Annotated in this window: 23 protein-coding genes; 2 read left to right on the plus strand and 21 right to left on the minus strand. The window is 61.4% G+C overall.

What is annotated here, in order from left to right; all coding sequences use genetic code 11:
* Positions 1-63 precede the first annotated feature (63 nt).
* From BLQ55_RS03720 to BLQ55_RS03765, 10 genes are all read right to left on the minus strand, one after another.
* Positions 64-582, minus strand: coding sequence for a hypothetical protein (locus BLQ55_RS03720; protein ID WP_092252446.1), 519 nt, complete (start codon positions 580-582; stop codon positions 64-66).
* Between the two features lie 246 nt (positions 583-828).
* Entirely contained in the window at positions 829-3,609 is a 2,781-nt protein-coding gene (gene metC / locus BLQ55_RS03725; protein WP_092252448.1) for a cystathionine beta-lyase, read from the minus strand.
* 46 nt (positions 3,610-3,655) lie between these two features.
* Positions 3,656-4,255 carry a cysteine dioxygenase family protein gene (locus BLQ55_RS03730; protein WP_092197935.1) on the minus strand — a complete coding sequence of 200 codons (600 nt, stop codon included), beginning with the start codon at positions 4,253-4,255 and terminating at the stop codon, positions 3,656-3,658.
* 11 nt (positions 4,256-4,266) lie between these two features.
* Positions 4,267-5,103, minus strand: coding sequence for an amino acid ABC transporter ATP-binding protein (locus BLQ55_RS03735; protein WP_060741888.1), 837 nt, complete (start codon positions 5,101-5,103; stop codon positions 4,267-4,269).
* Positions 5,090-5,878, minus strand: a complete 789-nt coding sequence (locus BLQ55_RS03740) for an amino acid ABC transporter permease (protein WP_092197932.1) — start codon at positions 5,876-5,878, stop codon at positions 5,090-5,092. Before BLQ55_RS03740 ends, BLQ55_RS03735 begins: the two co-directional genes overlap by 14 nt.
* Entirely contained in the window at positions 5,868-6,602 is a 735-nt protein-coding gene (locus BLQ55_RS03745; RefSeq protein WP_092252450.1) for an amino acid ABC transporter permease, read from the minus strand. Before BLQ55_RS03745 ends, BLQ55_RS03740 begins: the two co-directional genes overlap by 11 nt.
* Positions 6,599-7,810 carry an aminotransferase class I/II-fold pyridoxal phosphate-dependent enzyme gene (locus BLQ55_RS03750; protein WP_092252452.1) on the minus strand — a complete coding sequence of 404 codons (1,212 nt, stop codon included), beginning with the start codon at positions 7,808-7,810 and terminating at the stop codon, positions 6,599-6,601. The genes BLQ55_RS03745 and BLQ55_RS03750 overlap by 4 nt, the downstream gene beginning before the upstream one ends.
* Positions 7,807-9,231 (minus strand): FAD-binding oxidoreductase, encoded by a 1,425-nt coding sequence (locus tag BLQ55_RS03755; RefSeq protein WP_092252454.1) that lies wholly within the window; start codon positions 9,229-9,231, stop codon positions 7,807-7,809. The genes BLQ55_RS03750 and BLQ55_RS03755 overlap by 4 nt, the downstream gene beginning before the upstream one ends.
* Positions 9,228-10,079 carry a transporter substrate-binding domain-containing protein gene (locus tag BLQ55_RS03760; protein ID WP_092252456.1) on the minus strand — a complete coding sequence of 284 codons (852 nt, stop codon included), beginning with the start codon at positions 10,077-10,079 and terminating at the stop codon, positions 9,228-9,230. The genes BLQ55_RS03755 and BLQ55_RS03760 overlap by 4 nt, the downstream gene beginning before the upstream one ends.
* A gap of 54 nt (positions 10,080-10,133) precedes the next feature.
* Positions 10,134-10,976, minus strand: a complete 843-nt coding sequence (locus tag BLQ55_RS03765; RefSeq protein ID WP_092252458.1) for a transporter substrate-binding domain-containing protein — start codon at positions 10,974-10,976, stop codon at positions 10,134-10,136.
* A gap of 242 nt (positions 10,977-11,218) precedes the next feature.
* Here BLQ55_RS03765 and BLQ55_RS03770 point away from each other — a divergent pair, with 242 nt between their 5' ends.
* Positions 11,219-12,076: a LysR substrate-binding domain-containing protein gene (locus BLQ55_RS03770; RefSeq protein ID WP_092197917.1), complete on the plus strand. Its 858-nt coding sequence runs from the start codon at positions 11,219-11,221 to the stop codon at positions 12,074-12,076.
* A 35-nt stretch (positions 12,077-12,111) separates the two neighbouring features.
* On the opposite strand, the gene BLQ55_RS03775 is transcribed toward BLQ55_RS03770, so the two are convergent.
* The 11 genes from BLQ55_RS03775 to BLQ55_RS32395 all read right to left on the minus strand — a co-directional run bounded on the left by BLQ55_RS03775 (position 12,112) and on the right by BLQ55_RS32395 (position 22,808).
* On the minus strand, positions 12,112-12,555 hold the full coding sequence (locus tag BLQ55_RS03775; RefSeq protein WP_092197914.1) for an HIT family protein: 444 nt from the start codon (positions 12,553-12,555) through the stop codon (positions 12,112-12,114).
* Between the two features lie 258 nt (positions 12,556-12,813).
* The gene (locus BLQ55_RS03780; protein WP_092197911.1) at positions 12,814-13,215 is read right to left on the minus strand and encodes a response regulator; all 402 of its coding nucleotides are present in this window, start codon (positions 13,213-13,215) and stop codon (positions 12,814-12,816) included.
* On the minus strand, positions 13,212-15,395 hold the full coding sequence (locus BLQ55_RS03785) for a PAS domain-containing sensor histidine kinase (protein ID WP_092197908.1): 2,184 nt from the start codon (positions 15,393-15,395) through the stop codon (positions 13,212-13,214). The genes BLQ55_RS03780 and BLQ55_RS03785 overlap by 4 nt, the downstream gene beginning before the upstream one ends.
* Positions 15,396-15,505: 110 nt before the next feature.
* Entirely contained in the window at positions 15,506-16,336 is an 831-nt protein-coding gene (locus BLQ55_RS03790) for an amidohydrolase family protein (RefSeq protein ID WP_092252460.1), read from the minus strand.
* 28 nt (positions 16,337-16,364) lie between these two features.
* A complete protein-coding gene (locus tag BLQ55_RS03795) occupies positions 16,365-17,654 on the minus strand; it encodes an MFS transporter (protein WP_092252462.1) in 1,290 nt (429 codons plus the stop codon).
* A 122-nt stretch (positions 17,655-17,776) separates the two neighbouring features.
* The gene (locus tag BLQ55_RS03800; protein ID WP_092252464.1) at positions 17,777-18,508 is read right to left on the minus strand and encodes a GntR family transcriptional regulator; all 732 of its coding nucleotides are present in this window, start codon (positions 18,506-18,508) and stop codon (positions 17,777-17,779) included.
* A 159-nt stretch (positions 18,509-18,667) separates the two neighbouring features.
* Positions 18,668-19,684: an alpha/beta hydrolase gene (locus BLQ55_RS03805; protein WP_092252466.1), complete on the minus strand. Its 1,017-nt coding sequence runs from the start codon at positions 19,682-19,684 to the stop codon at positions 18,668-18,670.
* A 56-nt stretch (positions 19,685-19,740) separates the two neighbouring features.
* On the minus strand, positions 19,741-20,493 hold the full coding sequence (locus BLQ55_RS03810; protein WP_092197893.1) for an SDR family oxidoreductase: 753 nt from the start codon (positions 20,491-20,493) through the stop codon (positions 19,741-19,743).
* A 64-nt stretch (positions 20,494-20,557) separates the two neighbouring features.
* Positions 20,558-21,079, minus strand: a complete 522-nt coding sequence (locus tag BLQ55_RS03815) for a DJ-1/PfpI family protein (RefSeq protein WP_170847556.1) — start codon at positions 21,077-21,079, stop codon at positions 20,558-20,560.
* Between the two features lie 743 nt (positions 21,080-21,822).
* Positions 21,823-22,128 carry a LysR substrate-binding domain-containing protein gene (locus BLQ55_RS32390; RefSeq protein WP_371128512.1) on the minus strand — a complete coding sequence of 102 codons (306 nt, stop codon included), beginning with the start codon at positions 22,126-22,128 and terminating at the stop codon, positions 21,823-21,825.
* A gap of 11 nt (positions 22,129-22,139) precedes the next feature.
* Positions 22,140-22,808 (minus strand): LysR family transcriptional regulator, encoded by a 669-nt coding sequence (locus BLQ55_RS32395; RefSeq protein ID WP_371128516.1) that lies wholly within the window; start codon positions 22,806-22,808, stop codon positions 22,140-22,142.
* A gap of 189 nt (positions 22,809-22,997) precedes the next feature.
* Here BLQ55_RS32395 and BLQ55_RS03825 point away from each other — a divergent pair, with 189 nt between their 5' ends.
* Positions 22,998-23,906 (plus strand): LysR family transcriptional regulator, encoded by a 909-nt coding sequence (locus BLQ55_RS03825; protein ID WP_092252468.1) that lies wholly within the window; start codon positions 22,998-23,000, stop codon positions 23,904-23,906.
* Positions 23,907-24,070 lie beyond the last annotated feature (164 nt).

Genomic DNA, 24,070 nt, shown 5'->3' on the forward strand with positions numbered 1-24,070 from the left:
TAAACCAGGCCAGTTAAATAGCACTCATATCGCAATCGCATAAATACGACTGGACAAACCGGCTTACCTTTTCTCAACCAATCGCAGCGACTGCGCCCCCTCCAGCGATAGGTGAATCACAGCAGCCCTGCTCGGGAAGTTCGGCGCATCGTCATCGGTATTTTCCATCACAGGAATGTCGATCAGCGTCTGCTCACCCGTCGGGTCGCTGACCAGCCTGGCATCCAGTTTGTCGATGGCACGCCAGCTGTCGCCCCCGATGCGCATCACGTCCAACAGGCTGTAGTGCGGCACGCCTTCTTCGTTCTCTTCGGGCGTAAAGGCCGCCAGGTATTGGCTGTAGTTGTTGCCCATACCGAAACCCTCGATGGTGAAGACCGCGAGGGTGACCTGGCTGTCCTCACCAGTGTCCAGCGTCTGCACCAGCGTCGCTTCCGGGTAGCCGGTGGCATAGCTGTCCTTGATCAGCGCTACCAAGTGCCCGATCTGTGCTTCCAGGGCTTTCGGAACGGCTTTCGATTCAGCGGCGTGAGTCAGGGTGCAGGTGAAAAACAAGGCAGCGGTCAGCAGGCGCAATTTCATGAAAGTGAATGTCCAGGGGCGTCGGGAGGTCTGCGCCCAATGGTAGCGGTTGCCAAGGGATTTGGTAGCCCAGTGTCGATAGGTTTTGTGCTTGGGTGCACAACCTTGCTCACCAAAACCCTGGGTCAGTATGTACTGCCGCCATCGCAAGCAAGCTCGCTCCCACACTGGATTTGTGGTGCTGCACAGTATTTGAAACCTGTGCAGGCCCCTTGTGGGAGCGAGCTTACTCGCGAAAGCGGTGGATCAGTTCGCAATCGATGTTGGATTCGATGCGCTGGCAGCAGCCTGCGCAAACCCCCGCCGCAAGTCCTCGATCAACACCTCGACATCCTCCAACCCCACATGCAAGCGCACCACCGGATTCAATGCCCGGTCCTCGGCGCGTTGCCGATCCTGGGTATCAGCAACGGTCACCAGGCTCTCGAATCCCCCCCAGGACGCGCCCAACCCAAACACTTGCAACGCGTCGATGAATCGCTCCAGGTAAGCGTCGTCATGTTCGCGAAGCTCAAAGGACAGCAGCCCATTGCTGCCCTTGAAATCCCGCAGCCACAACCCGTGGCCGGGATGCTCGGGCAGCGCGGGATGGAAGACCCGCTTCACCTGCGGTTGCGCCTGCAACCAATGGGCGATTTCCAGGGCCTGGCGCTCATGGGTGTCCAGGCGGGGCACGAGGGTGCGCGCGCCACGCAGGACCAAGTAGGCGTCGTCGGGGCTGACGGTGTTGCCGAAGCTGTCGCTCATGGCCGCCAGTGCCGGCCAAGCTTCCTGACGCGTACACACGCTGCCCATGACCACGTCGCTGTGGCCGCTCAGGTATTTGGTCAGGGCCATGATCGAGATGTCGGCGCCTAATGCCAGTGGCCGGTACAACACGCCCGAACCCCAAGTATTGTCCACCGCCAGCAAGATGCCGCGCGGCTTGCAAAGTGCGGCGATGGCCGGCAAGTCGCAGAGCTCGTACAGCAATGAACCGGGCACTTCGGTGTAGACCATTTTGGTGTTGACCTGCAACCGTCCGGGCAGGTCGCTGCCGTCGGGGGCGAAGTAGTCGACGGCTATGCCGAAGGCCTCGAGGAAGTCCCGGGCCACACGCCGTACCGGGGCATACACCGCATCGGTGATCAGCACATGATCGCCAGGCCGCAGGTAGGCCAGGAAGGTTTGCGCCACGGCAGCCAACCCGGTGCCAAACAGCCGAGTGCGGTAGCCACCTTCCAATTCAGTGACGAGGTCTTCCAGGGCGAAGGCCGTCGGATTGCCCCGGGCGCCATAACTCAGGACTCGCTCGCTGTCGCGCCGGGCACGGGCGTCACGCATCTGGGCCAGGTTGTCGAACAGCACCGTGCTCAGGCGGCTGACCGGTACGTTGACGGGCCTGGCACCGCCGCCCTTTGCGGTGCGCGCGCCATGGACCAGACGAGTCCGCAGCCGCTCAGCGACAGTGCTTTGAGGCAGTCCCTGCAATGGCTTGAGACTGGCGACCTCCTCCTCGCTCATTTGCGCCAGCAGACCGATTTCCCACGCCAGGTATTGGCGCGCCGCGTCTTTGTTGCCAGCGTGGCGGTCGTGGGTGAAGAACAGGAAATCGATGCACTGTGCATCCGGCAATGTATCGGCGCCTTCTTGCAGCGCCAGGCCCACCCGGCGCCAGGCATCTGGACCGCCGTCCAGCAAACGGACCTCCGCTTGAGGCAGCTCCAGTGCCGCCAGGGCGGCGAGTCGATCGTCATCGGCCACCAGCACCAGCGGCCGCTGCTCACCCGCCAGCGCACGGGCCAATAATGGCCGGATCGACCAACGCGCCCCGGCGATATGACCTTTGCGATACGCCCGGCTCGAACGCAGGTCGATCAAGGCCACTGCGTCATCCTTCAGGGCATCGGCCAAGGCCTGCACGCTGATCAGCGACAGCTTTTCAGGCGCGACGCCGGCTCGTGCCGGTAATGCCAGGCCACTGCTCAACCCACCGGACAACACAAAGGCCTCGTGCCCCAGCTGCCGCAACCAACTGGCGATGATCGGTGCGCGTACACCGTCGTTGTCGAACAACACCACCCGCGCCTGGCGCACGCCCACGTACAGATCGGTGGATTGAATCAACTGCCCGCCCGGCGTGTGTTGCGCGCCCGGCAACGTGCCAGCGGCGAACTCTTCGGCGGTGCGCACGTCGCAGAGGAACAGACTGCGCCCGCCCTCCGCGGCCCACTGCTCGACCTGGGCAGCCCCGACGGCGGACGCTCCGGCCCGCTCGGCCAGGCGTGCCGCCGCCAGGCGCTGCCCCGGCAACGTGCTGCTCGACACCTCATCGGCATAGCGACGCTCGCTGCCGTGTTCCAGTTGAAGATCTTCCAGGTGCCAGCCTTGCGTACCGTTTTCCAGGGCATAGATCGGGTTTTTCAGACCCAGGTCGATCAACGTCTGCGCGCCGATGATGCTGCGGGTCCGGCCGGCGCAATTGACCACGATGGGGGTCTGCTCGTCCGGCACCAGGTCGTGCACGCGGTAGCCCAGTTCGCCATTGGGGCAACAGATCGAACCGGGAATGGTCATCTTGCGATACTCCTCCAACGGTCGGCCGTCGAGTATCACCAGCGGCTCACCCCGGGCCTGCCACTGCGCCAGTTGACGGGCGCTGACGTGAGGCGTGTGACGGACCGCTTCCACCTGCTCGCCAAAGGCCTTGGACGGCACGTGCACACCAGCGAACAGCTGATAGCCGGCGGCCTGCCAGCCATCGGCGCCGCCCTCCAGGATGTGCACATTGACATAGCCCAACGCTTGCAGGCGTTGCGCCGCACGGGCCGCCAGATCCCCGCCATCCTGATCATGGAGCACCAACCGCACCTGGAGGTTCGGCGCCAGCCGCCACACTTCCAACTCCAAACGGCTATAGGGCAGGTTCACCCCGAAAAACAGATGGGCTTCGCCATATTGGCCGTGCTCACGCACATCAAACAGGGCGATTTCCTGCCCGTCGAACAACCACTGCTGCAGTTGCTGGGGAGTTAGGGTCTGGCTCATGGGAGTCCCGCTGGAAAAATGGAGTGACTGGAACGCAAGGTTGGCGTCAGTGGGCATAGGCCTTGATCGAAGGGGCCATTTGCGAGGCGTTGTAATTGAGGATGCGCCCGTCGGCTTCGACGCCGTAACGGCCGTTGAGTGACTCCAGCGGCAAGCCATAGAGATGGAAATGCAGGGTCGGTTGCTCGCCTGCGACCCGAATGCCATGCAGGTCCTCACCCAGGAACGCGATGGATGTACCGGGCTGCACAATTACCTCTTTTTCCAGGTGCAAGGTGGTGTATCCCGGTTCGCGACCTTCGTCATCGCGTTGATAGACGTAGTTGATTTCCTGGCCTTCAATGGCGCTGATGATGGCCCAGGTCTCGTGGTTGTGGGGGATGGTGCTTTTGCCCGGTAGCAGCGAGTTCAGGTACAGCGTCGGGGTGTCGCCGTCGTCATTGAGGCGATAGCGAAACGCGGTGCTGCCCTGCCCCGGCTCCGGTGCCGGAAAGGCCTCGAAGTTGAACAGGTCGCGGCGCTCGGCCAGGGCTTCCAGCAGCACGACAATCTGCTTGAGCGCGGCTCGGTCGACGCCACGCTGGTGAATGACGCGCACTTGCTTGAGGAAGTTCTCGATGATATCGGCACGATCAGGGGGGGTCATGGCAGGCTCCTTTAGACGGACAGGCTGTAGCGACTCAGGTTGGTCAACAGGTAAGGATCATCGGCGATGGGCGGCCGTCGCCCCGGGTCACCCAAGGCATGGCGCAGAAACTCCCGGGTGCGCTCGCTGGTGGGGTGCTGGAAAATCCGCGCGGCGCTACCGTGCTCGACAATCACGCCATTCTCGGTGAAATAGACGACATCGCTGATCTCCTCGGCGAAACGCATTTCGTGGGTCACCAGCACACAGGTCATGCCCTCTTCGGTCAGCTCGCGAATCACCGTCAACACCTCGCCGACGGTTTCCGGATCCAGGGCCGAGGTCACTTCATCGAACAGGATCAGCTCTGGTCGCATCGCCAGGGCGCGGGCAATCGCCACCCGTTGTTGCTGGCCACCCGAGAGTTGTCCCGGATAGGCATCGGCCTTGTGCTCCATGCGCACCTTGGCGAGCAAGGCGCGGGCATCTTTCTCGGCGTCGGCCCGATTGCGCCCCAGGACCTTGCGCGGCGCAATCACTAGGTTCTCCAGCACCGACAGATGCGGGAACAGGTTGTACTGCTGGAATACGAACCCCACGCGCTTGCGCAATTCGATGCGCTGGGCTTCCTGGGCCAGGGTGTGAACCTCGGTGGCACCGACACGGATGCTGCCCCGCTGGGGTTGCAACAGGCCGGTGATGCAACGCAGGATCGTCGATTTGCCCGAGCCGGACGGGCCGATGATCGACACCGCTTCGCCACGGCGCACGTCCAGGTCAATGCCCTTGAGCACCGGGTTGCTGCCGAACGACAAGTGCAGGTCGCGCAGGCTGACCAGGGGTTCGGCGACGGTTTCAGTAGAAGGCATAACGTCGCTCCAGGTATTGGGTAAGGCGGGAAATCGGGTAGCAATAAGCAAAGAACAGCACCAGCAGACTCAGGTAGATCACCACGGTAAAGCCGGTCAGGTTCACGGTGTTGCTGGCGATCTGCGCGGTGTCGATCACGTCGTGCACACCCACCAGGGAGGCCAGTGCGGTGCCCATGGTGATCACCGCGTAGAGGTTCATCCACGGCGGCAACATGCGCTTGAAGCACTGCGGCAGGATGATCGAGCGGAAAATCTGCCCACGGGTGAACGCCAGGGAACGCGCCGCCTCCCATTGGGTGCTGGGAATTGAGGCGATGGCGCCACGGAAGATTTCCGCGACATTGGCGCTGGCGGGCAAAGCCAGGCCGAGGGTGACCTTGACCCAGTCGGGGAACGCGACGTAGGCACTGCCGATACGAACCTCGAACGGGAACACATACGTAGTGAAGTAGATCAGCACCAGCCAGGGCGCGTTGCGAAAGACCTGCACCCAGATCCGCGCCGGCCAGCGCAGCAAGCGCAGGGGCGACAGGACCATGGCGCCAACCAGCAGCCCCGCCGCGGAACCCAGCCCAATGGCCAGCAGGCTGATGAGAATGTTCTGGCCGAACCCCGCGGCCAGGGCCGGCGACCATTGCAACAAGGCCTTGAACACCGGACTGTGCGGGGCGACATACACCAGCCAGGACAACGTCGCCAGCCCCAGCAGCACTTTGCCGAAATGTCGCCGCGGCCAGGCCAGTGGCGCGATGACGGACGAATCAATGGCCATAGCCGGGCATCCTCAGGCGCGCTTCGAGGTAGCGCCCCACGCAGTTGACGGTGAAACTCAGCAGGCCGAAAAAACCCAGGATCAGGATCATCAGCTCCAGCACGTTATCGCTCTGGGTCCAGATCATGATGGCCGCATAGGTGATGTCGCCCACGGCGATGGCCGAGGCCACGGCGGTCATTTTCACCAGGTCGATCAGGTTGTTGATCAGCGACGGCAAGGCAAAACGCAGGGCCAGGGGCAGTTGAACGTTCCATAACAATTGGCGGCTGTTGAAGGCCAGCGAACTGGCCGCCTCCAGGGTCACCGTGGGCACGGCCTCGATACCGGCCCGCAGCGCCTCGGCATGGAACGCGCCCTTGTGCAACGAGATCACGATCACCACCCAGGCGAAGGGGGTCAGCGGGTTGGCCGCACCGACGGCCTCGGTCAGCAGCATGTTCAGCACCAGGAAGGCGCAATACAGCTGCACCAGGGTCGGCGTGTTGCGCGTGACTTCGACAAACATCCGCGCAGGCCTTGCAAGCCAGGCCTTGCCCGACGTCAACAGCGCCGCCAGGCCGACGCCCGCCAGCAGGCTGCCGACGATGGTCAGCAGGCACAGCAAGACCGTGGTCAATGCGCCCTGCTCCAGCGTGCCGCGCTGATAGGCATCGAGCAGAAAGTTGTAGTTGAGGCCGAGGCCGGCGCTCCAATGGACGAATTGCTCCAGCCAATGGGTCATGGTTCGCCCCTCAATTGGCCGCAGGCGTGGGCAATGCGGCGGCCCGCTTCGGCGACGGTTTCGGTCGCCGTGGCGATGGACAGGCGAAACCACGGCGACAAACCATAGGCACTGCCCGCAACGCCAGCCACGCCCTCGTCCAGCAGGTACGCAACGACATCGGCATCGTGCTCCAGCCGCTGACCGTCCGGGCGATAGCGCCCCAACAACCCGGTGCAGCACACAAAGACGAAAAAACCACCGTGAGGCTCGAGGACTTCAAGGCCCTCGACATTGCGCAAGGTGTTCACCAGCACATCACGGCGCTGACGATAGGCCGCGACCTGTTCCGGCAAGAAATCCAGCCCGCCCTCGAACGCCGCCAAGGCCGCCGCCTGGCCGACCGAGGACGCCCCGGAGGTCGATTGCGATTGCACCACGGTCATGGCATCGGTCAGCGCTTGTGGCCCGGCACCGAAACCGATGCGCCAACCGGTCATGGCATAGGTTTTCGACACCCCGCCCACCAGCAGGCAGCGCGATTGCAGATCCGGCGCGACGTTGAGCAGGTTCTGGGACGGGCGCCCGTCAAAGCGAATATGTTCGTAGAGTTCATCCAGCAGAATCAGCACGTGGGCATGCCGGCGCAGCACCTGGGCCAAGCCTTGCAGTTCTGCCTCGCTGTACACCGCGCCACTGGGGTTGCCGGGGCTGTTGAGGATCAGCCAGCGCGTGCGTTCGCCGATGTGCCGCTCCAGTTGGCGAGGCGTGAGCTTGCAGCCTTGGTCCAGCCCACATTCGATGAACACCGGCTCACCACCGTTGAAGCGCACGCTGTCCGGAAAGGACGGCCAGTATGGCGTCGGTACCAGCACTTCGTCGCCGTCATCGAGGGTCGCGGCGAAGGCATTGAAGATGATCTGTTTCGCGCCGTTGGCCATCGCAATGGATGCCAGCGGATAGTCCAGCCGGTTTTCGGTGCTCAGCTTGCGTTGCACCGCCACTCGCAAGGCCTTCACCCCCGGCGTCGGCGTGTACTTGGTGGCGCCGGCGGCAATGGCGGCATAGGCGGCCTGCTTGATGTGCGCCGGCGTATCGAAGTCCGGCTCACCGGTGGTCAGGTCGAGAATGTCGCGACCGGCTTCACGCAGGGCCGTGGCCCGGGACTTGGCGGCGGCATTGGCGGACAGCGAGACACGCTGCACGCGCTTGGACAGGTAAAGCGTCATGGCTGCATTTGCTCCAGGACCTTGCCCGGATTGAGCAGATTGCGCGGATCCAAGGCCTGCTTGATCCGGTGCATCAGGTCCAGTTCCACGGTACTTTTGTAGCGCCCCAACTCGTTCGCCTTGCGCTGGCCGATCCCGTGTTCGGCACTGATCGAACCGCCATGGGCGTGGGCGCTGTCGTGGACCAGTCGGCTGAGGGCGGCGTAATGGGCCATGTGCGCGTCGACCGTGGAGTCCAGCGGATGGGCGACGTTGTAATGCAGGTTGCCATCCCCCAAGTGACCGAAGGTGTAATGCCGCACGCCGGGAAACCGCTCCTGCAACAGCGCGTCGGTATGGGCAACGAACGCCACGACCTGGGAAATCGGCACCGAGATATCATGCTTCATGTTGCGACCGGCACGCTTTTGCGCATCGCTCATGTTTTCCCGCAGTTGCCAGAATGCCTGGCTCTGGACGAGGTTTTCGGCAATCAGCGCATCGGCCAGCAGGTGCTGCTCGAAGGCTTCACCCAGTACCTGCTCGAAGACTTCCCGTGCATGGCTTTCACTGCGGTTATCGGACAGTTCCAACAGCGCGAACCAAGGCTGGCGAGCACTGGCGAAGGGGCGCGGGCCGTCGGGAAACTGCTCGCGCAATAGCGCAAGGCACTCGGTACTGAGCAACTCGAAGGCCGTCAGGCTGGCACCAAAGCCGGCGCGGGCATGGGACAACAAGGCCACGGCCTGCTCCAGGGAGTCGAACGCCAGAAGCGCGGTGGCCTGGGCCTTGGGCAGCGGAAACAACTTCAGGGTCGCGGCGGTGATGATGCCGAGCGTGCCTTCACTGCCGATAAACAGGTCCCGCAAATCGTAGCCGGTATTGTCCTTGCGCAAGCCGCGCAGGCCATCCCAGACTTCACCCTGGGCGGTCACGACTTCCAGGCCCAGGGTCAATTCACGGGTATTGCCGTAGCGCAGCACCGCGGTGCCGCCGGCATTGGTGCCCAGGTTGCCGCCGAGGGTGCAACTGCCTTCGGCACCGAGGCTCAAGGGGAACAAGCGACCGGCTTGGCGGGCAACGTCCTGGACGGTTTGCAGGATGCAGCCCGCCTCGACGGTCAGGGTGTCGTTGTCGGTGTCCACTGCGCGTACCCGATTCATTCGGTCGAGCAACAGCAACACGGCACGGCCGCTGGCGTCCGGGGTGGCGCCGCCCATCAGCCCGGTGTTGCCGCCCTGCACCACCACCGGTGTGTCAGCCGCGGCGCAAGCCCGGACCACCGCCGCGACCTCTTCGGTACTGGCCGGGTGTACTGCGGCAATCACCTGGCCGACGTAGCGGCCCTGCTTGTCGGTCAGGTACGGTGCGGCCTCCTCGCTGCCCTGCACATGCCTGGCGCCGACCAGTGCCTGTAACGTCAAAAACAACGACTGGCTCATGGTTGCGCGGCCAGGGGGGCCGCATGGCTGTACTTGGCATGCAGATCGCGCAGGGCCTGGGACGGCGCCATGCCGGTGCGCTCGCCCAGTTCGATCAGCCAGCCGCTGCGGTGCCAGTCGCGCACGATGGCATCGAGTCTGGCCTGGGTGTCGTGCTCGCCCTTGCGCAGCCAGATCACCGAATTCGATGGGATCAGATCCCCCGGCAGCGGGATTTCATAACCGGCCCATTCGGCTTCGCTCAACAACGCATGCAGGGTCGGGCTCACATGGACCGCTGCCACGCAGCCATTGCCGCGCAACGACAGCAGCGACTCGGACTGGCTGCGAAAAGCCTTGATCTGTGCGCCGTAGGTTTCCTGCAGGGGCTTGATGAAGTTGCTGCCCTGGGACACGCATACCGGCTTGCCTTTGAGGTCGGCCCACTGGCTGATGCCGGAACCCTTGCGAATCAGCGCCGCCCCACCGACCTCCTCATAAGGCGTCGGCACGTAGTCGAGAATCTCGCCACGCTCTTGGGTGAACTGCATGTTGGCGATCAGGATGTCGACTTTGCCCTGTTGCAGGAATTGCACACGGTTTGGCGCCAGCACCGACACGGTCTGGGTCTCCACGCCCAGCGCCTTGCCGATGCCCTGGGCCAACTCGACGTTGTAGCCCAGGTGCTCGCCTGTCTTGGGATCGATGGTGCCGAACGGCGCGCCACTGAGCATCACCCCGACGCTGATGGCATGCCGTTGCTCGATCCGGTCCAGCGTGGCATCGGCGTGGGCCAGGCCGGCCGCGCAGCCGACGGACCACGCCAGGCACAGGCTGACCAGGGTTCGTGGGGCGAAAAATGAAATCATGGGCAATGACCTTGAACGTCGGTGGTTGAAGATAGAAAACAGGCGCGACGATCCTCAGGCGCCGTTGGCCTGGAACTGTTTCTGCAGCTCCACCAAGGCGGGTGACGCCGGGGTGATGCGGTTACGGGTCTGGGCCTCGATCAGCCAACCGCTGCGGTGCAATTGCTTGATGATCGGGTCGAGCCTGGCCTGGGTATCGCTTTCACCCTTGCGCGTCCAGATCACCGAGGGCGCCGGGTTCAGCTCCGGGCTCAGGGCGCGGTAACCCTGCCATTCGGCGTTGTCGGCAATCAGTGGATTGATCAGCGTGGCATCGTGCACCGCCGCGACGCAGTTATTGCCACGCAGTGCCAGAAGTGATTCCGAGGAGCTCTTGAAAGCCTTGATCTGGACGCCCAGCTCGGTGAGCGGCTTGATGTAGCTGCTGCCCTGGGAGGTGCACACCGGTTGATTCTTCAGGTCTTCCCAGCGGCTGATCGTGCTGTCCTTGAGCACCGCCGCGGTGCCACCTACACGGTAGAACGGCGTGGGTACGAACCCGAGGATTTCACCGCGCTCGGCGGTCCATTCCATATTGGCGATCAGCACATCGACTTTGCCCTGTTGCAAGAACTGCACGCGGTTGGCGGGCAATACCGGCACCAGTTGCACCTCGGCGCCCAGTTGCCGGCCCAATTCCTGGGCGAGCTCGACGTTCAAGCCGCGCGGTTTCTGGGTGGCGGGGTCGATGCTGCCGAACGGGCCACCGGACAGCAGCACACCCACCGCCAGTTCGTGGCGCTGTTCGATCTTGTCCAGGGTGGCATCGGCCTGGGCCATGTTGACGGCTGACAACGAAATCAAGGCGCCCAGCATGACAGGCAGCAATCGTTTTATGGGTGAGCGCTCGAGCAACATGGATTTCCCCTCATGGATGGCCGGCGTCCCCCGACCTGATGAATGGGCATCCTAGGTAGCACTTGGAGGCAAAGGAAATTCAAATATCTAATATCGTTATAACTCTCAGGGTTTGGTTTCCAGGCGAAAAACTTATAACCGCTGTTTTACTGGCCTACAGTCAAGCACCCGCCGCAATGCTCCCATCAACTCATAAAAATCTGTAATGTTTAGGTTTACACCCTTGATGTGAAACAACCGCCATGTCGACCCTCGATCTCGAATTACTGCGCACCTTCATCGCCGTGGTCGATCACCACAGCTTTGCCGAAGCCGGCGCCCAGTTGTCTCGCACACAATCTTCAGTGACCCAGCACATGCAACGCCTGGAGCAGCAAGTCGGGGTCAGCCTGTTCGAAAAACGCGGACGGCAAAAACAGCTCACGGAAGCCGGCCGGCAATTGCTGCGGCATGCGCGACAGATGCTATCGCTCAATGACGATGTCCTCAGCTCCCTGCGTGAGAGCAGCCTCAGTGGCGTGCTGCGCATCGGTTCGCCCCACGACATCGCCGACACCATCCTGCCCCCGATCCTCAGTCACATTGCCCGCTCGGCCCCGCGCTTGCGCCTGGAAATCGATGTCGGACGCAGCCCGTTCCTGATGGACGACCTGCATCGAGGCAAGGTCGACATGATCATTTCTACCCGCCAGGATCCGAGCCTTGAAGGCTTCGCCTTGCGCACCTCGCCGGTGTGGTGGATCTGCTCGGCCCAGTACCTGCACAACCCCGGCGAACCGTTGCCGCTGATTCTGGTGGATGAGCCCAGCATCTATCGCCGCTATGCCCTCGAGGCGCTCGAACGCGCCAAGATTCCCTGGCGCCAGGCCTACCTGGCCTCGAACCTGATCGGCATCAAGGCCGCGACCCGCGCGGGTCTAGGGGTGACCCCACGCAGCATGGAAATGCTCGGCCCGGACATGCGGGTGTTGGGGGAAAACGATGGTTTACCGCGGCTCCCGGACGTGACTTATCACCTGTGGATTCGACCCAATACCGTCAACCCATTGGTACGCCGGGCTTACGAGTTGATCCGCAGCAACCAGGGGCACGGGAACTGATACGCCCGTGCCCCTTCGCAGGACTTTGACCGGCGTCAGGCCCCTGAGCGAATGCGCTCGACCAGGCGAGCCTGGAGTTTTTCCAGCTCCTCGGGATCGGCCTTGCCCCGGCCATGCACACCCGGCTCCTCGCCTTCCCAGCGAGGAATGATGTGCATGTGAATGTGAAAGACCGTTTGCCCGGCCACAGCACCATTGAACTGCGCAACCTGGACCCCGTCCGGCTGCAACTCTTCCACGATGATGCGCGTCAGGCGCTGTACGGCAGACATCATCGCGCCCAGGACAGCGGGCTCGACTTCGAGGATGTTGCGCGCCTGGGAGGCTTTGGGGATGACCAGCACATGGCCGCGCGATTGAGGAAAGATATCCAGGAAGGCCAGCACATCGGCGTCTTCGTAAATCTTGTAGCACGGCGCATCGCCGCGAAGGATCAGCGCAAAGATGTTCTGCGGATCGTAGTGACCGTGGAGACTCATGTTCACTCCTTGAATGGGTGTGGAGAGGTGGGTTGCCGGTAAGAGATTTAGCACAGTCCAGTGGCAACGTCTCGTAGAGGCCTGCTTGAACGTCAGAACTGGGGTTGCTGGGGAGGGTGTCGTATCCGTCGGTATCGGTGCTGGATGCCGGACCGCTATCGCGAGCAAGCTCGCTCCCACAGGGGATTTTCGGGGGGCACTCCATCACGGTTCGCCGCCGGCCATTGTGGGAGCGAGCTCGCTCTCGATGGCGGTGGGTCAGTGGGCGTCAGGGCTGGTTGCCGGGTCACTTTCGCGGGCTTCCTTCAGCGTAACGGCAATTTTCCGCTGCAATTCACTTTCCGAAAACGGCTTGTGCAGAACCGGCCGCGCGGCGTACTCGGCCGGCAGCCCGCTGGCGCCGTATCCGGTGCTGAACAGGAAGGGGATTTGGCGACCGCGAAGAATGTCGGCCACCGGGAACACACGCTCGCCGGCCAGGTTGACGTCCAGGATCGCCAGGTCCACCTGCACCGAGCCGGCGATTTCACATGCAGCAGCGAGCCGGGCGACCGAGGCCACCACTTCGCATCCGAATTCTTCCAGCATCTCCTCGATCAACAGGGCGATCGCGCCTTCGTCTTCGACGACCAGCACCCGGATTCCAGCCAATGGGCTCATGCCCCGCTCGCTCCAATCGGGAACGAAAAGCGACAGTAAACGCCTTGTGGGGCATAGGTGAGGTCAAACGTGCCACCCAGGTCGCGCTCGATGCAGCGCTTCATCAGGCGTGAACCCAGCCCTTCCCGTTCCGGCGGGGATACCTGCGGCCCTCCACGCTCCTGCCAGTCGAGGGTCAGCCATGTTCCGTCCGCTTGGGTCTGCAGGTGCCAGGTGACAGCAAGCGTCCCCGTCTCGACCGACATGGCCCCGTACTTGAGCGCGTTGATCGCCAATTCATTGAGGGTCATCGTCAGGTTGAGCGCCACGCGGGTGCCGATGTCCACGCAAGCGCCCTCGATCGCGACACGGCCAGGCTCATGCCCAAAGACCGGCAGCAGCACTTCATGGGCCAGGGTGTCGAGTGGCGTCTGCCCCCAATGGCGCTTGGTCAAGAGGTCATGTGCACGGGACAATGCCAACAGCCTGGCTTCGAAACGCCTGTAGCCGTCCTTCGCATCCTCTGCATTGCGCGCGGTCTGGGCCGCCAGCGATTGCACCGTGGCCAGGGTGTTCTTGACCCGGTGATTGAGCTCGTCGATCAGCGTTTTCTGCCGGTTCTCCGCCTGTTTTCGCTCGGAAATATCGACCAGCATGTTGATGGCGCCCACCAGGTTTCCATCGGCGTCATGCAACGGCGTGGGAAACGGCGTGAACGGTACATGGCTGCCATCCGGCCGCTCCGCGATGGCCTCGACCCCGCGTATCGGCCGGTTTTCCTTCAGCGCCACCGCCATCGGGCATTGATCGTGGGGAAGCGCGGTTCCGTCCGTATTGAACAGCTTCCAGGTCACACACCACATGTCGCCCAACTGCGGGGTGCGCCCCGACAGTTCGACAGCGGCGCGATTGTAGAACGTGATGCGACCCTCGGCGTCGGTGGTGTACACCGCGGCAGGCAATGCTTCGAGCAGATTGCGCATGTGCCGTTCGCTTTCGCGGATCTGGTTTTCCATCCGCCGCGCCAGCGTGACGTCCTGCAGCACCCGCACGCCATAACGAAACGCACCGTTGGCGTCCCTCACCGACGAGCTGTGGATGTCGAGGTAGACCACCTCGCCATCGGGCTTCAGGGCGCGCTTGCGCAGCACGTAGTTATCCAGTTCGCCAGCCACCTGGCGGGCGTACAACCCCGCATCCTGCGCGATGCAGTCCGGGTGGGTGTAGTCCAGGAACGTCATCGACAGGAGCTCCTCCCGCGACCGACCCAGCATGTTGCACAGAGCGTCGTTCACCCGGAGCAAGCGACCGTCGATATCGACCTCGGAAATTCCGATGGTCACCGCCTCATAGGTCGCCGAAAGCCGCTCATCGCTCTCCTGGCGCGCCACCTCGGCCGCATGGACACAGCTCCTGTCAATCGTGAAGCAACGGGTGTTGAAAAGCCTTCCGTCCTCGAAGCGCCCGTTCGAAGTGATGGTGACATGCTTGATCGAGCCGTCTTTCGCCCTCAGCCGCGCCGGATAACTCTCCAGGCAGTCGCCACTGCCCAGCTTGGCGAGGATGTCGCCGATAACCGGTTCGTCGACATGAAACTCGGTGATGTGCCGCCCGATGTATTCCTCTGCCGGATAACCCAGCAGCGCCAGCTCCGCCTTGTTGGCACGCAGGATGATGCCCTCGCCACTGACGATATGCAGGCCCACGGCGCTGTTTTCGAAAAAGTCTTCCAGGTCGGCACTCTTGCGCCGAAGCTCCTCGGCCATGGCATGGTGCGCCGAAACATCCTGGAAGCAGTTGATCACCCCTTGAATGACGCCCCGCCGATCCCTGAGGGCGCGGATGTTCATCAGCGCCACGAACCGCGAGCCATCCGGGCGTTGGATGATCACTTCCTGGTTGCGCGGCGCAATGCCTGTATTGAGCGCCGTAGCCGTCGGGCAGTGTTCGAATGCCAGCGGCGTGCCATCGGCCAGGAACAATCGATAGGCACCGCAAAAACGGTCGCCGCGCTCACCGAGTGCCGGCGCCCTTCCCCACAGCTCGGCCGCCTCGCTGTTGTACCGGACAAGCCACCCCTGGTGATCGCAGAGGTACACCGCACCTGGAATGGCATCGAGCGCGCTCGTCCCCATTGCGATCAAGCTTTCGTATTCGCTCGGCGCATGGGTTTGCGTGGGTAGCTCTTCAATGTTCGACATCTGTCATCCTCAAACCGCCTGGCTGAAACCTTTCGCAGGGGCATCAATGGAGTCTAGATCCCTATTCATCGAACGAGTTCAGCAAAACTCGACACCACAACCTCCGCGCCTCAAAACTTGAAGAGCGCCTGGGGTGTCTGGACCATTAACGCATGCATCAGCGACGCCGAACACTCCAACGCGCGCAATTGCGCGATGACCGTCTCGAAGCCGACATGCGCTTCATGCTGAGTGTGTGGCCAATCGCTGCCCCAGACCAGGCGTTCGGGGCCGAAACTGCGTTCCAGCAGCGCCAACGAGGCGCGGGCGAATTCAAGGTTGCGCGGGGCCGTTGCGCCCAATCGATAGATACCGGACACCTTCATCCACACCTGCCCGCCCTGCCCCAGCGCCATCAATTGGGCGAAGCCAGGCTGATCCAGCCCCGAACGCGCATCCGGGCGGCCGAAATGATCGACCACCAACTTGATGCCCAACGGCAACAGCTGAGCCATCAACCCCGGCAAGTCCACCAGATTGGCATGCAACTCGACATGCCAATCGAGTTCCGCGATGTGGCCCAACAAGCCGCTCCAGGCGATGTCACGAAAATCAGGCAAGGCTTTGCCCATCAGGTTCAAGCGCACACCGACCACGCCCGACCGGGCCATGTCCTCCAGCTCGGCGCGGCTGACGTCTCGCTCCACCACCACGACCCCGCGCAACTGCTCTGGTGCTTGCCGTAGCGCGGCCAGCAGGTAGCGGTTATCGGTGCCGAGAAAGCTCGGCTGCACCAACACGCCATGGCTCAAGCCATGGGCGTGCAAGTGGCCCAGGTATTGAGCGAGCGTGGCGTCATAGTCGGGTGTGTAGCGCCGGACAGCGGCCAGTTCCAGCTCACGAGTGAACACGTGGGCGTGGCAGTCAATGCCGGTCATCGGTTTGGTACAGGTATCAACCATGGGTTTCATCTATCGACAATAAGGGAAATCAGGCCCGGGCGCTTTGGCTGTCAGGCTCAACCACAGGCGCCGATGCAGCGGTGGCTTCCAGGGTGCGGCCGCGGGTTTCCGGCAGGCACAGCGCCGCGATCACCGCCACGCCGTAGGCAATCCCGGCGTCGATGCCAATGGCCGAGCCCAAGGACATGGAATCGCTCATGTGGCCGACCAGGAACGGGAACACCGACGAGAGCACCCGGCCGAAGTTGTAGCAGAACCCCACACCGGCGCCGCGCACATCCGCCGGGTACAGCTCGTTGAAAAACGCCCCGAGGCTCGCCGGAATACCGGCCGCGAAGAAGCCGAGCGGGAACCCCAGGAACAACATCTGGGTGTTGGTCAACGGCAGGAACACATAGCACTGCACAGTGACCACGCAGCACAGCGCGAACAACACGATGTTCTTCCGACGTCCAATGCGATCGATCAACAGGCCACTGACTACGCAGCCGCACCAGAAGGCGAAGATGATCACCGCCAGGTAGCCGCCGGAGTTGAGCACCGACAGGTTGCGCTCGGTCTTGAGGAAGGTCGGCAGCCAGGTCATCACGGCATGGTAACCACCGTGCGCCCCTAGCCCCAGCAACCCGCCAAACAAGGTCACGCGGATCAACTCGGGGCGAAAGATACCGGCCAGGGACTTGAAGAAACTTTGCGGGATGACGTTGTCTTTTTTCAGGCGCTGGAAACTGTCGGGCTCTTCAACGTTGCGTCGCACCCAGATGATCAGGAACGATGGCAGCAGGCCCACGACGAACATCACCCGCCAGGCCATGTCCTGCGGCACGAGGGAATAGATCAAGGTAAAGACGCCGACCGCCAGCCCCCAACCCACCGCCCAGGCGCTTTGCACCGTACCCATGACCTTGCCACGGTACTTGGGGTTGATGGTCTCGGCCATCAATACCGCGCCGGCGGCCCATTCCCCGCCAATCCCGAAGCCTTGCAACGCCTTGACGATCAACAGCTGGTGGAAGCCCGTGACGAACGCCGACAGGAAGGTGAAGAACGAAAACCACATGATCATCCATTGCAACGTGCGCACCCGACCGTAGCGGTCCGACAGCGTGCCGCCGACCCAACCGCCAATGGCCGAAGTGACCAGGGTCACACCGCTGACCAGCCCGGCATCGCCCTTGGTCAGGGCGAACGCGGCGATCAATGCCGGTATCGCCAGGCCGAACATCTGTACTTCCAAGGCGTCGAGCGACCATCCGCCGAAACAGGCCCAAAACGTTTTGCGCTCCCGCGCAGTGACTTGGCGATACCAACTGAACATGATTCTTATCCTTGTAAGTGGAACGAAAGGCAGCCGAGAGCGAACCGCGCCGCTACAGGGCCAGTCATGACAAACAAAACGGTAAGGACAGCGGCGATCGACTCGCCGCTAGCCGGGTCGGGTCAGCGAATTTCCACGCGGTAGCGGAAGTGCTCGGCATGCCCGCGGGAGCGTCGCCACTCCAGGGGATTGCCGGCGTAATCCCGTGCCAGGCGCTCGATCACCACCACCGGGCTGTTGACCGGCACCTGCAGCAATCTTGCGTGCACCTCATTCACCGATTCGGCGGTGAGGGTTTCTTCGGCATAGGCGACAACCTGGCCGCAAACCTCTTCATAAATGGGGTAAAGCAACGGGCCCTTTTGGCTCAGGTCGATGTCGAGCAAGGTTTGGAAGCGGCTACGGGGCAACCAGATTTCTTCGGCGAGCACCGGCTCCACTTCCAGCAGACGCACCCGCACCAGGCGAATCACCGGCGCATCCACCGGCAACCCCAGCGCCTGGGCCACCGCCGATGGCGCGGCCACCGGTTCCACGGACAAGATCCGGCTCTCGGGGACCCGGCGTTCACCAGAAGCGCTTTGAAAACGGAAGAAACGGAACAACGACGACTGAAACTGCGGCCGGCGAATGAAAGTACCGCGCCCCTGCTGGCGCTCCAGGATGCCCTCGCTGACCAGCGCATCGATGGCCTTGCGCACTGTGCCGGTCGACAACTGGTACTCCGCTGAAAGGACGACCTCGGTCGGAATCGCCTCCCCCGGGCGCCAGCGGTTATTGGCGATCTGCTCAGCCAATTGGTCACGCAAACGTTGGTAAAGCGGCAGACGGACATCGCTGGAGAGAGAGCTCATTGACCTTATTCACCTTGTTATCTAGTCATATATATGAATATGAGCGACGAGTATTTACCCAGGCTCGATGGCTGTCAAGAAGTGCCAGGGTGTCTCGTTGACGAATGGTGAATCCAACTACGCAGCCGCCCGCAATCTGCCGGGCGGCGTGCGGCCAACTCAGTTGAGATGAGCCTTGAGCTCAGCCCCGGCCTGCCTCATCGCGGCCTTCACTTCCGGTACCTGGCTCAGCGGATTGAGCAAGCCATAGTCATGAATCATTCCGTTGTAACAAACCGCCGTGACCTCCACGCCGGCAGCATCGAGCTTGCGGGCATAGGCTTCGCCCTCATCCCGCAGAACATCGAGCCCTGCGGTCTGCACGAGGGCCGGTGGCAGCCCTTCCAACTGATCGAGGCTTGCCTTGAGTGGCGAGGCATGAATCTGCGTACGCTCGTTCGGGTCTGCCGTGTAGCTATCCCAGAACCAAGTCATCATGTTCCTGGTGAGGAAGTGCCCTTCGGCGAATTGCCGGTATGAATCGGTATCGAAGCTCGAGTCGGTTACCGGCCACAGCAGCAGTTGGAAGCGAAGCTTCGGCGTGGCTTTTTCCTTCGCCATCAGGCTCACGACCGCCGCCATATTGCCTCCGACGCTATTGCCGGCCACGGCCAATCGCTTGCCATCCACGTTGATCTCCTGACCATGCTCGGCGACCCATTTGGTCGCGGCGTAGGCTTGGTTTATCGCGGTAGGGTAATGGGCTTCGGGAGACGGCGTGTAATCGACATACACCGCGACGGCGCCCGAAGCGACGACCAGGTCGCGAATCAATCGGGCATGGGTCGGGTAATCCCCCAACACCCAACCACCGCCATGAAAAAACATGAACACGGGCAGCGGCCCCTTGACCTTCTGCGGCCGTACAACCGTCAACTTGATCGCCTTGCCGTCGGCCATGATCGTTTTGTCACTGACCTCGATGCCCGACATATCGACCTGAACCGACTTCTGGGCGCCGGTCAGGACCGCACGCGCCTCCTGCGGGCTCAACTGCTCGAGAGGTTTGCCACCCCCTGCCGCCAACGCGCTCAAGAACGCCTGGGTCTGATGCTCAGGTACCGGATTCGCGGCAGCCATGGTTGCCCCCACAGACAGCGCGATCATTGCGGGCACAGCTTTCGATAGATGTTTCATGTTTGCTCCTGGAGCGATGGGTTTTATGTGAAGCGATTGAGGTGGCCTTCCCTGACTCAAACCAGGCGAGCTCCACCGTCAACATTGATCGTGGCGCCGTTCATGAAGCCGTTGCTCATCAGGAACACCACCGCCGCACCTGCTTCGTCAGCGGTCCCCAGGCGATGCAGCGGCAGGGTCCGCTCAAGTGCAGCAACGAAGCCATCGCGCGCGTCCCCCATGGCCTTAGCGAGGATGGGGGTATCGATCGGACCGGGTGACAGCGTATTGACGCGGACAGGCGCCAGCTCCAGGGCGAGACCACGGGCAAGGGCTTCCATGGCGGCAGATGCGGCGGCAAGCACGGCGGTACCGTAGGCATTCGGGCGATCCGCCAGAGAACCGGAAATGAAGGTCACCGAACCATCCCGGGAGAGGCGATCCCCCAGGGCCCTCAAGACATGGATCGCGGCCCAGATTCGCTCGTCAAAGGCGCGACGCAGGTAGGCAATGTCCGCATCCAGGGTCTTGCCAGCCACAAAGGTTCCGGCCAGGAGCACCAGGTGGTCCACTTTTTCGATATCCGACAAAGCGTCATACAGGGTTTCACTTTGGGTGACGTCCGCAACCCGCCAGCTTTCAAAACCATGCTGCGCAGCAATCTTTTGCGCGCGGACGGCGTCCAGGCCCACTACACGGACCTTGCCTCCAGATTGTTTCGCCTGGATGGCAGCAGCCAGACCGATCCCGGAGGTGCCGCCAAATATGACGATACTCTTACCCGTCAAGTCGCCCGCTCCGCTTATGTTTGTCGAAAGAATGGATTTCATTTGATTTTCCTCATGCACGGGTTATCAGATTGAGCAACTTGCCAATCTGCTTCGAATAACCTCACTAGTTACCTGATCGGTTGCGTAGCCAACTGGATACTGCCTGGGCAAATGCTTCAACGTCTTTTCCGCTACCGGTAATGATCCACTTCAACATCACGACATCATCAGGGACGAAAATCGCCCCATAACTTGCCAACTTAACCATCAACTCGACCGACTCACCGCCTGCGGCCTGTTTACCAACCAGAACACCCGATTGAGCGAGAACAATGGCGCCCAGCCCTAGCCCCGCAATTAACTTGCGCGCCTTGTCGAAACGTTGAAGTTCAGCGATGACTTTTATATCGTCCCACAGGTAGTCTTTTGTACCGACCCCATCCATGACCGCCACCGCATCGAAACATTCGCTGTGCAGCTCTTCCAGATCCTCGGCTTTAACATCATCGAATGTCATTACACCGACACGGCAAGTGTCGGCAGAAAAAATCCTGAGGTCATATTCCTTACGCCACACCCCCATACAGGTCACCAACATCGCGACGTCAAGCCGCTGTGGCGGGACAATAATGGCTAAACTTTTCATCATGGTGTCCTTGCAAACGCAGCCCTGACTGGGCGTGCCACTTAAGAAGCACGTAGGCATCGGGTAACGCTGCCCCTTTCAGCCACTGCGCCGACTGCCGGGGTTGAAAGAGCATTGACCAGAGGACTTTTAAAATACAGCCGCCCAAGGGCTTAGGAGCTAAACCGTAGCGGTTTAAATGGTTCCAACCCAAGACTGCCAGGGCCTGATGTTACTTACGCAAATTTTGTGCAAGTGTTAAACCTCTCGGCCTATTCCTTTTCCGGCGATCAAGCAAATATGATCAAGCCGCGCAGTGAGTCGCGCACGACGCCTTATATGTAACCGGTTTTTTCAACCAGCGGCGCCGTTCCAATCAACTACATTACGCCTGCGGGGTGTTAAATGGACAGGACCATGGCGAGGCATCGGACCTTATACAGTTACAATCAAATCAGTATTCGCTTCCCTATTCTCCCCCCGCTGTCTTGTCCAGAAATCCAAGCAGCCCTGGCACATATTGCACTTCTTCCCGGATGTCTTGATTACGCGCTGACGTGCCGGGAACAAGAGGTCTTCCAGTGGTCGATTTCAGGCATTTGGGTGAACGAAGAGGACCGGCACCGTCATTATCGCAGTGAGCAGATACAAGTCTTGTTTCGCTGCCTCATCCAGCGAAACGCTTCGTTGATCTGCTGCAGCGAGGGCCAAACTGAACATCTCTGGTCAACCTGCCTTGGCAAACAGTTAGCCGTAAGGCAACGCTAGCGATGAACATCCCTGACCACTTCGATCAGCGAATCCCAAGGCGTGGGTGCAGGGAATATCTCCTGCAGGAATTCCAAAAATGCCTTGACGTTCGGACTGCCCCGTCGGCTCTCTGGCCAGAGAGCGGTAATGGTGAACCTGTCCACGGCGAATTCCGGGAATACGGGGACCAGTTCGCCCCGCTGGACATAAGGTGCAGCCACGTAGGTCGGAGAAATGCCTATGCCTGCGCCTGCCGCGAGCACCACGGCGACAGCATCGCTGACATCAATGATCATGCTGGCGTTGGGCGTAATCTCCACCACGCGCTCCCCTACCTGAAACGGCCAGCGCAGGGCCTGCCCAGTGCTTTGATAGCGAAGTTGACGCAGTCGTGATTGACCAGATCGTCGATGCTGCGCGGCATGCCTTTCCTGGCAAGGTACGCTGGCGAAGCGAAGGTGCAGATTCGATGAGGACCGAGCGGCCTGGAAACAAGCCTTGAATCAGCCAGGTTTCCGACGCGAATCGCTACGTCGATGCCCTGTTCGATGATGTCTGCAAATTGATCGCCTAAACGCAAGTCCACCGTCAGTTCAGGGTAGCGTTCACGGAACGCCGGGAGCGCTGGCGCGAGGATGTTGACACCGATGGGCAGGGGCGCAGTCACCTTTAACGTCCCGGACGGTTCTCCTCGCGCTGCAACGGCGGCCTGCTCGATCTGTTCCACTTCGCGAATCACACGCAAGGCACGCTCGTAGAGCTCGCGCCCTTCCGGTGTCAGGACCAATGCACGGGTGGTGCGACTGAAAAGCCGCAGTCCAAAGTGTTCCTCCAATCGTTGGACACTTTTACTGACGGCCGAAGGCGATACGGAGAGATCCCGGGCAGCAGCCGAGTAGCTACCCAAGGATGCCGTGCGTGCAAACGCTATGAGACCGGTCAATCGGTCTAGACCCATTTGTGCTTTCATGGAACAAGAATACGCATTGCAACGCCCCATTATCAAACTGGTCGCAGGGAAGCCTTCGAAACACGACTCCCACCCATTTGTGCCATTGCGGCACGTCTGATTTTCCGTTGAAGCAGGTTTCAACGACCTGCGTAAATCCCTATGTTGTCGCCGTGCGCCATGCCGTCTTTGCGGGTCTGAAAGCGCCTCTGTGGATACCAGGCAAAGGGTGCTCGGGAAATGATAAGAATTAATGACCTCGCCATTTTTGTGCGAGCGGCGACCGTTGACAGTTTTTCGGTCGTGGCACGGGAAATGGATTTGTTTCCTGCGCAAATAAGCGCCGCCATCAAGCGCCTGGAGTGCGAGCTCGATACACGCTTGTTTGCCCGCTCCACTCGCAGCCTTCGACTCACCGCTGAGGGGGAACGCTACCTGCCCTATGCCCGGGACGTTTTGAATACGCTGAATGAGGGAAAAGCGGGACTGCAGCAAAGCGACCCGCAACTGCGTGGGGTCTTGCAAATCGCCAGCGCCTCGGACTTCGGAAGAAATGTCCTGCTGCCCTGGCTGATCGATTTCCGGCGGGACAACCCTGGCCTGGTTCTTCGAATCATGCTTTCAGACCAGGTTTCGGACATATTCCGCGATCCGATAGACGTCGCGGTCCGCTATGGCACCCTACAGAATGCGGACTTCATCTCCATGCCGCTGGTACCCGCCAACCGCCGGGTAGTTGCAGCCTCACCTGCCTATCTGGATGAGCATGGACGGCCTGAGACCGTGCAGGATTTAATCGGGCACGCTTGCCTGCGTTTTCATTTGAACGGCAAGCTGTACGACCGGTGGATATTCCCCAAAGAGCCGCAGAGCGATTGCATCATCATCAACGGTCCAGTGCTGAGTGACGATGCGGATGTCATTCGACGATGTGCGATCGCGGGAGAAGGCATCTTGTACAAATCGTGGCTGGACATTTGCGAGGACGTACGGGCTGGAAGGCTGGAGGTCTTGCTGCCTGACGTCGCGGGCGAGCCTTATCCTCTCAACTTCGTTTGCCCCCATCGAAAGCAATTCACTCCCGCCATACGCACGCTGCACGCCTACTTGAAGGACCGGTGTGAAATGCTGTTGAAGGAACCTTTGTAGCCCTGTGCTGAGTGAGTGCAGCGTCCGGTGCCGCACCTGAGCGCAATTAACAACGTTTAACTCGCACGCTCGCGCCCCGCGCCCAAGAATGAAGCCCTCTGCCAAGACCTGTTTTCTCAAGCGGGGAGCTGCCGGCCCATCTTGCGGTGCGCCGGACATTTCCC

Source organism: Pseudomonas sp. NFACC13-1 (genome assembly GCF_900104425.1).
Taxonomy (GTDB): domain Bacteria; phylum Pseudomonadota; class Gammaproteobacteria; order Pseudomonadales; family Pseudomonadaceae; genus Aquipseudomonas; species Aquipseudomonas fluorescens_AA.

What these genes read in the sequence shown, in the direction of transcription:
- BLQ55_RS03815 (WP_170847556.1), bottom strand. Translation starts at nt 21,079, where the DNA reads ATGAAAAGTTTAGCCATTATTGTCCCGCCACAGCGGCTTGACGTCGCG.
- BLQ55_RS03750 (WP_092252452.1), bottom strand. Translation starts at nt 7,810, where the DNA reads ATGACGCTTTACCTGTCCAAGCGCGTGCAGCGTGTCTCGCTGTCCGCC.
- BLQ55_RS03755 (WP_092252454.1), bottom strand. Translation starts at nt 9,231, where the DNA reads ATGAGCCAGTCGTTGTTTTTGACGTTACAGGCACTGGTCGGCGCCAGG.
- BLQ55_RS03720 (WP_092252446.1), bottom strand. Translation starts at nt 582, where the DNA reads ATGAAATTGCGCCTGCTGACCGCTGCCTTGTTTTTCACCTGCACCCTG.
- BLQ55_RS03740 (WP_092197932.1), bottom strand. Translation starts at nt 5,878, where the DNA reads ATGGCCATTGATTCGTCCGTCATCGCGCCACTGGCCTGGCCGCGGCGA.
- BLQ55_RS03785 (WP_092197908.1), bottom strand. Translation starts at nt 15,395, where the DNA reads ATGTCGAACATTGAAGAGCTACCCACGCAAACCCATGCGCCGAGCGAA.
- BLQ55_RS03795 (WP_092252462.1), bottom strand. Translation starts at nt 17,654, where the DNA reads ATGTTCAGTTGGTATCGCCAAGTCACTGCGCGGGAGCGCAAAACGTTT.
- BLQ55_RS32395 (WP_371128516.1), bottom strand. Translation starts at nt 22,808, where the DNA reads ATGGGGCGTTGCAATGCGTATTCTTGTTCCATGAAAGCACAAATGGGT.
- BLQ55_RS03775 (WP_092197914.1), bottom strand. Translation starts at nt 12,555, where the DNA reads ATGAGTCTCCACGGTCACTACGATCCGCAGAACATCTTTGCGCTGATC.
- metC (WP_092252448.1), bottom strand. Translation starts at nt 3,609, where the DNA reads ATGAGCCAGACCCTAACTCCCCAGCAACTGCAGCAGTGGTTGTTCGAC.
- BLQ55_RS03790 (WP_092252460.1), bottom strand. Translation starts at nt 16,336, where the DNA reads ATGGTTGATACCTGTACCAAACCGATGACCGGCATTGACTGCCACGCC.
- BLQ55_RS03805 (WP_092252466.1), bottom strand. Translation starts at nt 19,684, where the DNA reads ATGAAACATCTATCGAAAGCTGTGCCCGCAATGATCGCGCTGTCTGTG.
- BLQ55_RS03730 (WP_092197935.1), bottom strand. Translation starts at nt 4,255, where the DNA reads ATGACCCCCCCTGATCGTGCCGATATCATCGAGAACTTCCTCAAGCAA.
- BLQ55_RS03745 (WP_092252450.1), bottom strand. Translation starts at nt 6,602, where the DNA reads ATGACCCATTGGCTGGAGCAATTCGTCCATTGGAGCGCCGGCCTCGGC.
- BLQ55_RS03760 (WP_092252456.1), bottom strand. Translation starts at nt 10,079, where the DNA reads ATGATTTCATTTTTCGCCCCACGAACCCTGGTCAGCCTGTGCCTGGCG.
- BLQ55_RS03770 (WP_092197917.1), top strand. Translation starts at nt 11,219, where the DNA reads ATGTCGACCCTCGATCTCGAATTACTGCGCACCTTCATCGCCGTGGTC.
- BLQ55_RS03765 (WP_092252458.1), bottom strand. Translation starts at nt 10,976, where the DNA reads ATGTTGCTCGAGCGCTCACCCATAAAACGATTGCTGCCTGTCATGCTG.
- BLQ55_RS03800 (WP_092252464.1), bottom strand. Translation starts at nt 18,508, where the DNA reads ATGAGCTCTCTCTCCAGCGATGTCCGTCTGCCGCTTTACCAACGTTTG.
- BLQ55_RS03780 (WP_092197911.1), bottom strand. Translation starts at nt 13,215, where the DNA reads ATGAGCCCATTGGCTGGAATCCGGGTGCTGGTCGTCGAAGACGAAGGC.
- BLQ55_RS03810 (WP_092197893.1), bottom strand. Translation starts at nt 20,493, where the DNA reads ATGAAATCCATTCTTTCGACAAACATAAGCGGAGCGGGCGACTTGACG.
- BLQ55_RS03735 (WP_060741888.1), bottom strand. Translation starts at nt 5,103, where the DNA reads ATGCCTTCTACTGAAACCGTCGCCGAACCCCTGGTCAGCCTGCGCGAC.
- BLQ55_RS03825 (WP_092252468.1), top strand. Translation starts at nt 22,998, where the DNA reads ATGATAAGAATTAATGACCTCGCCATTTTTGTGCGAGCGGCGACCGTT.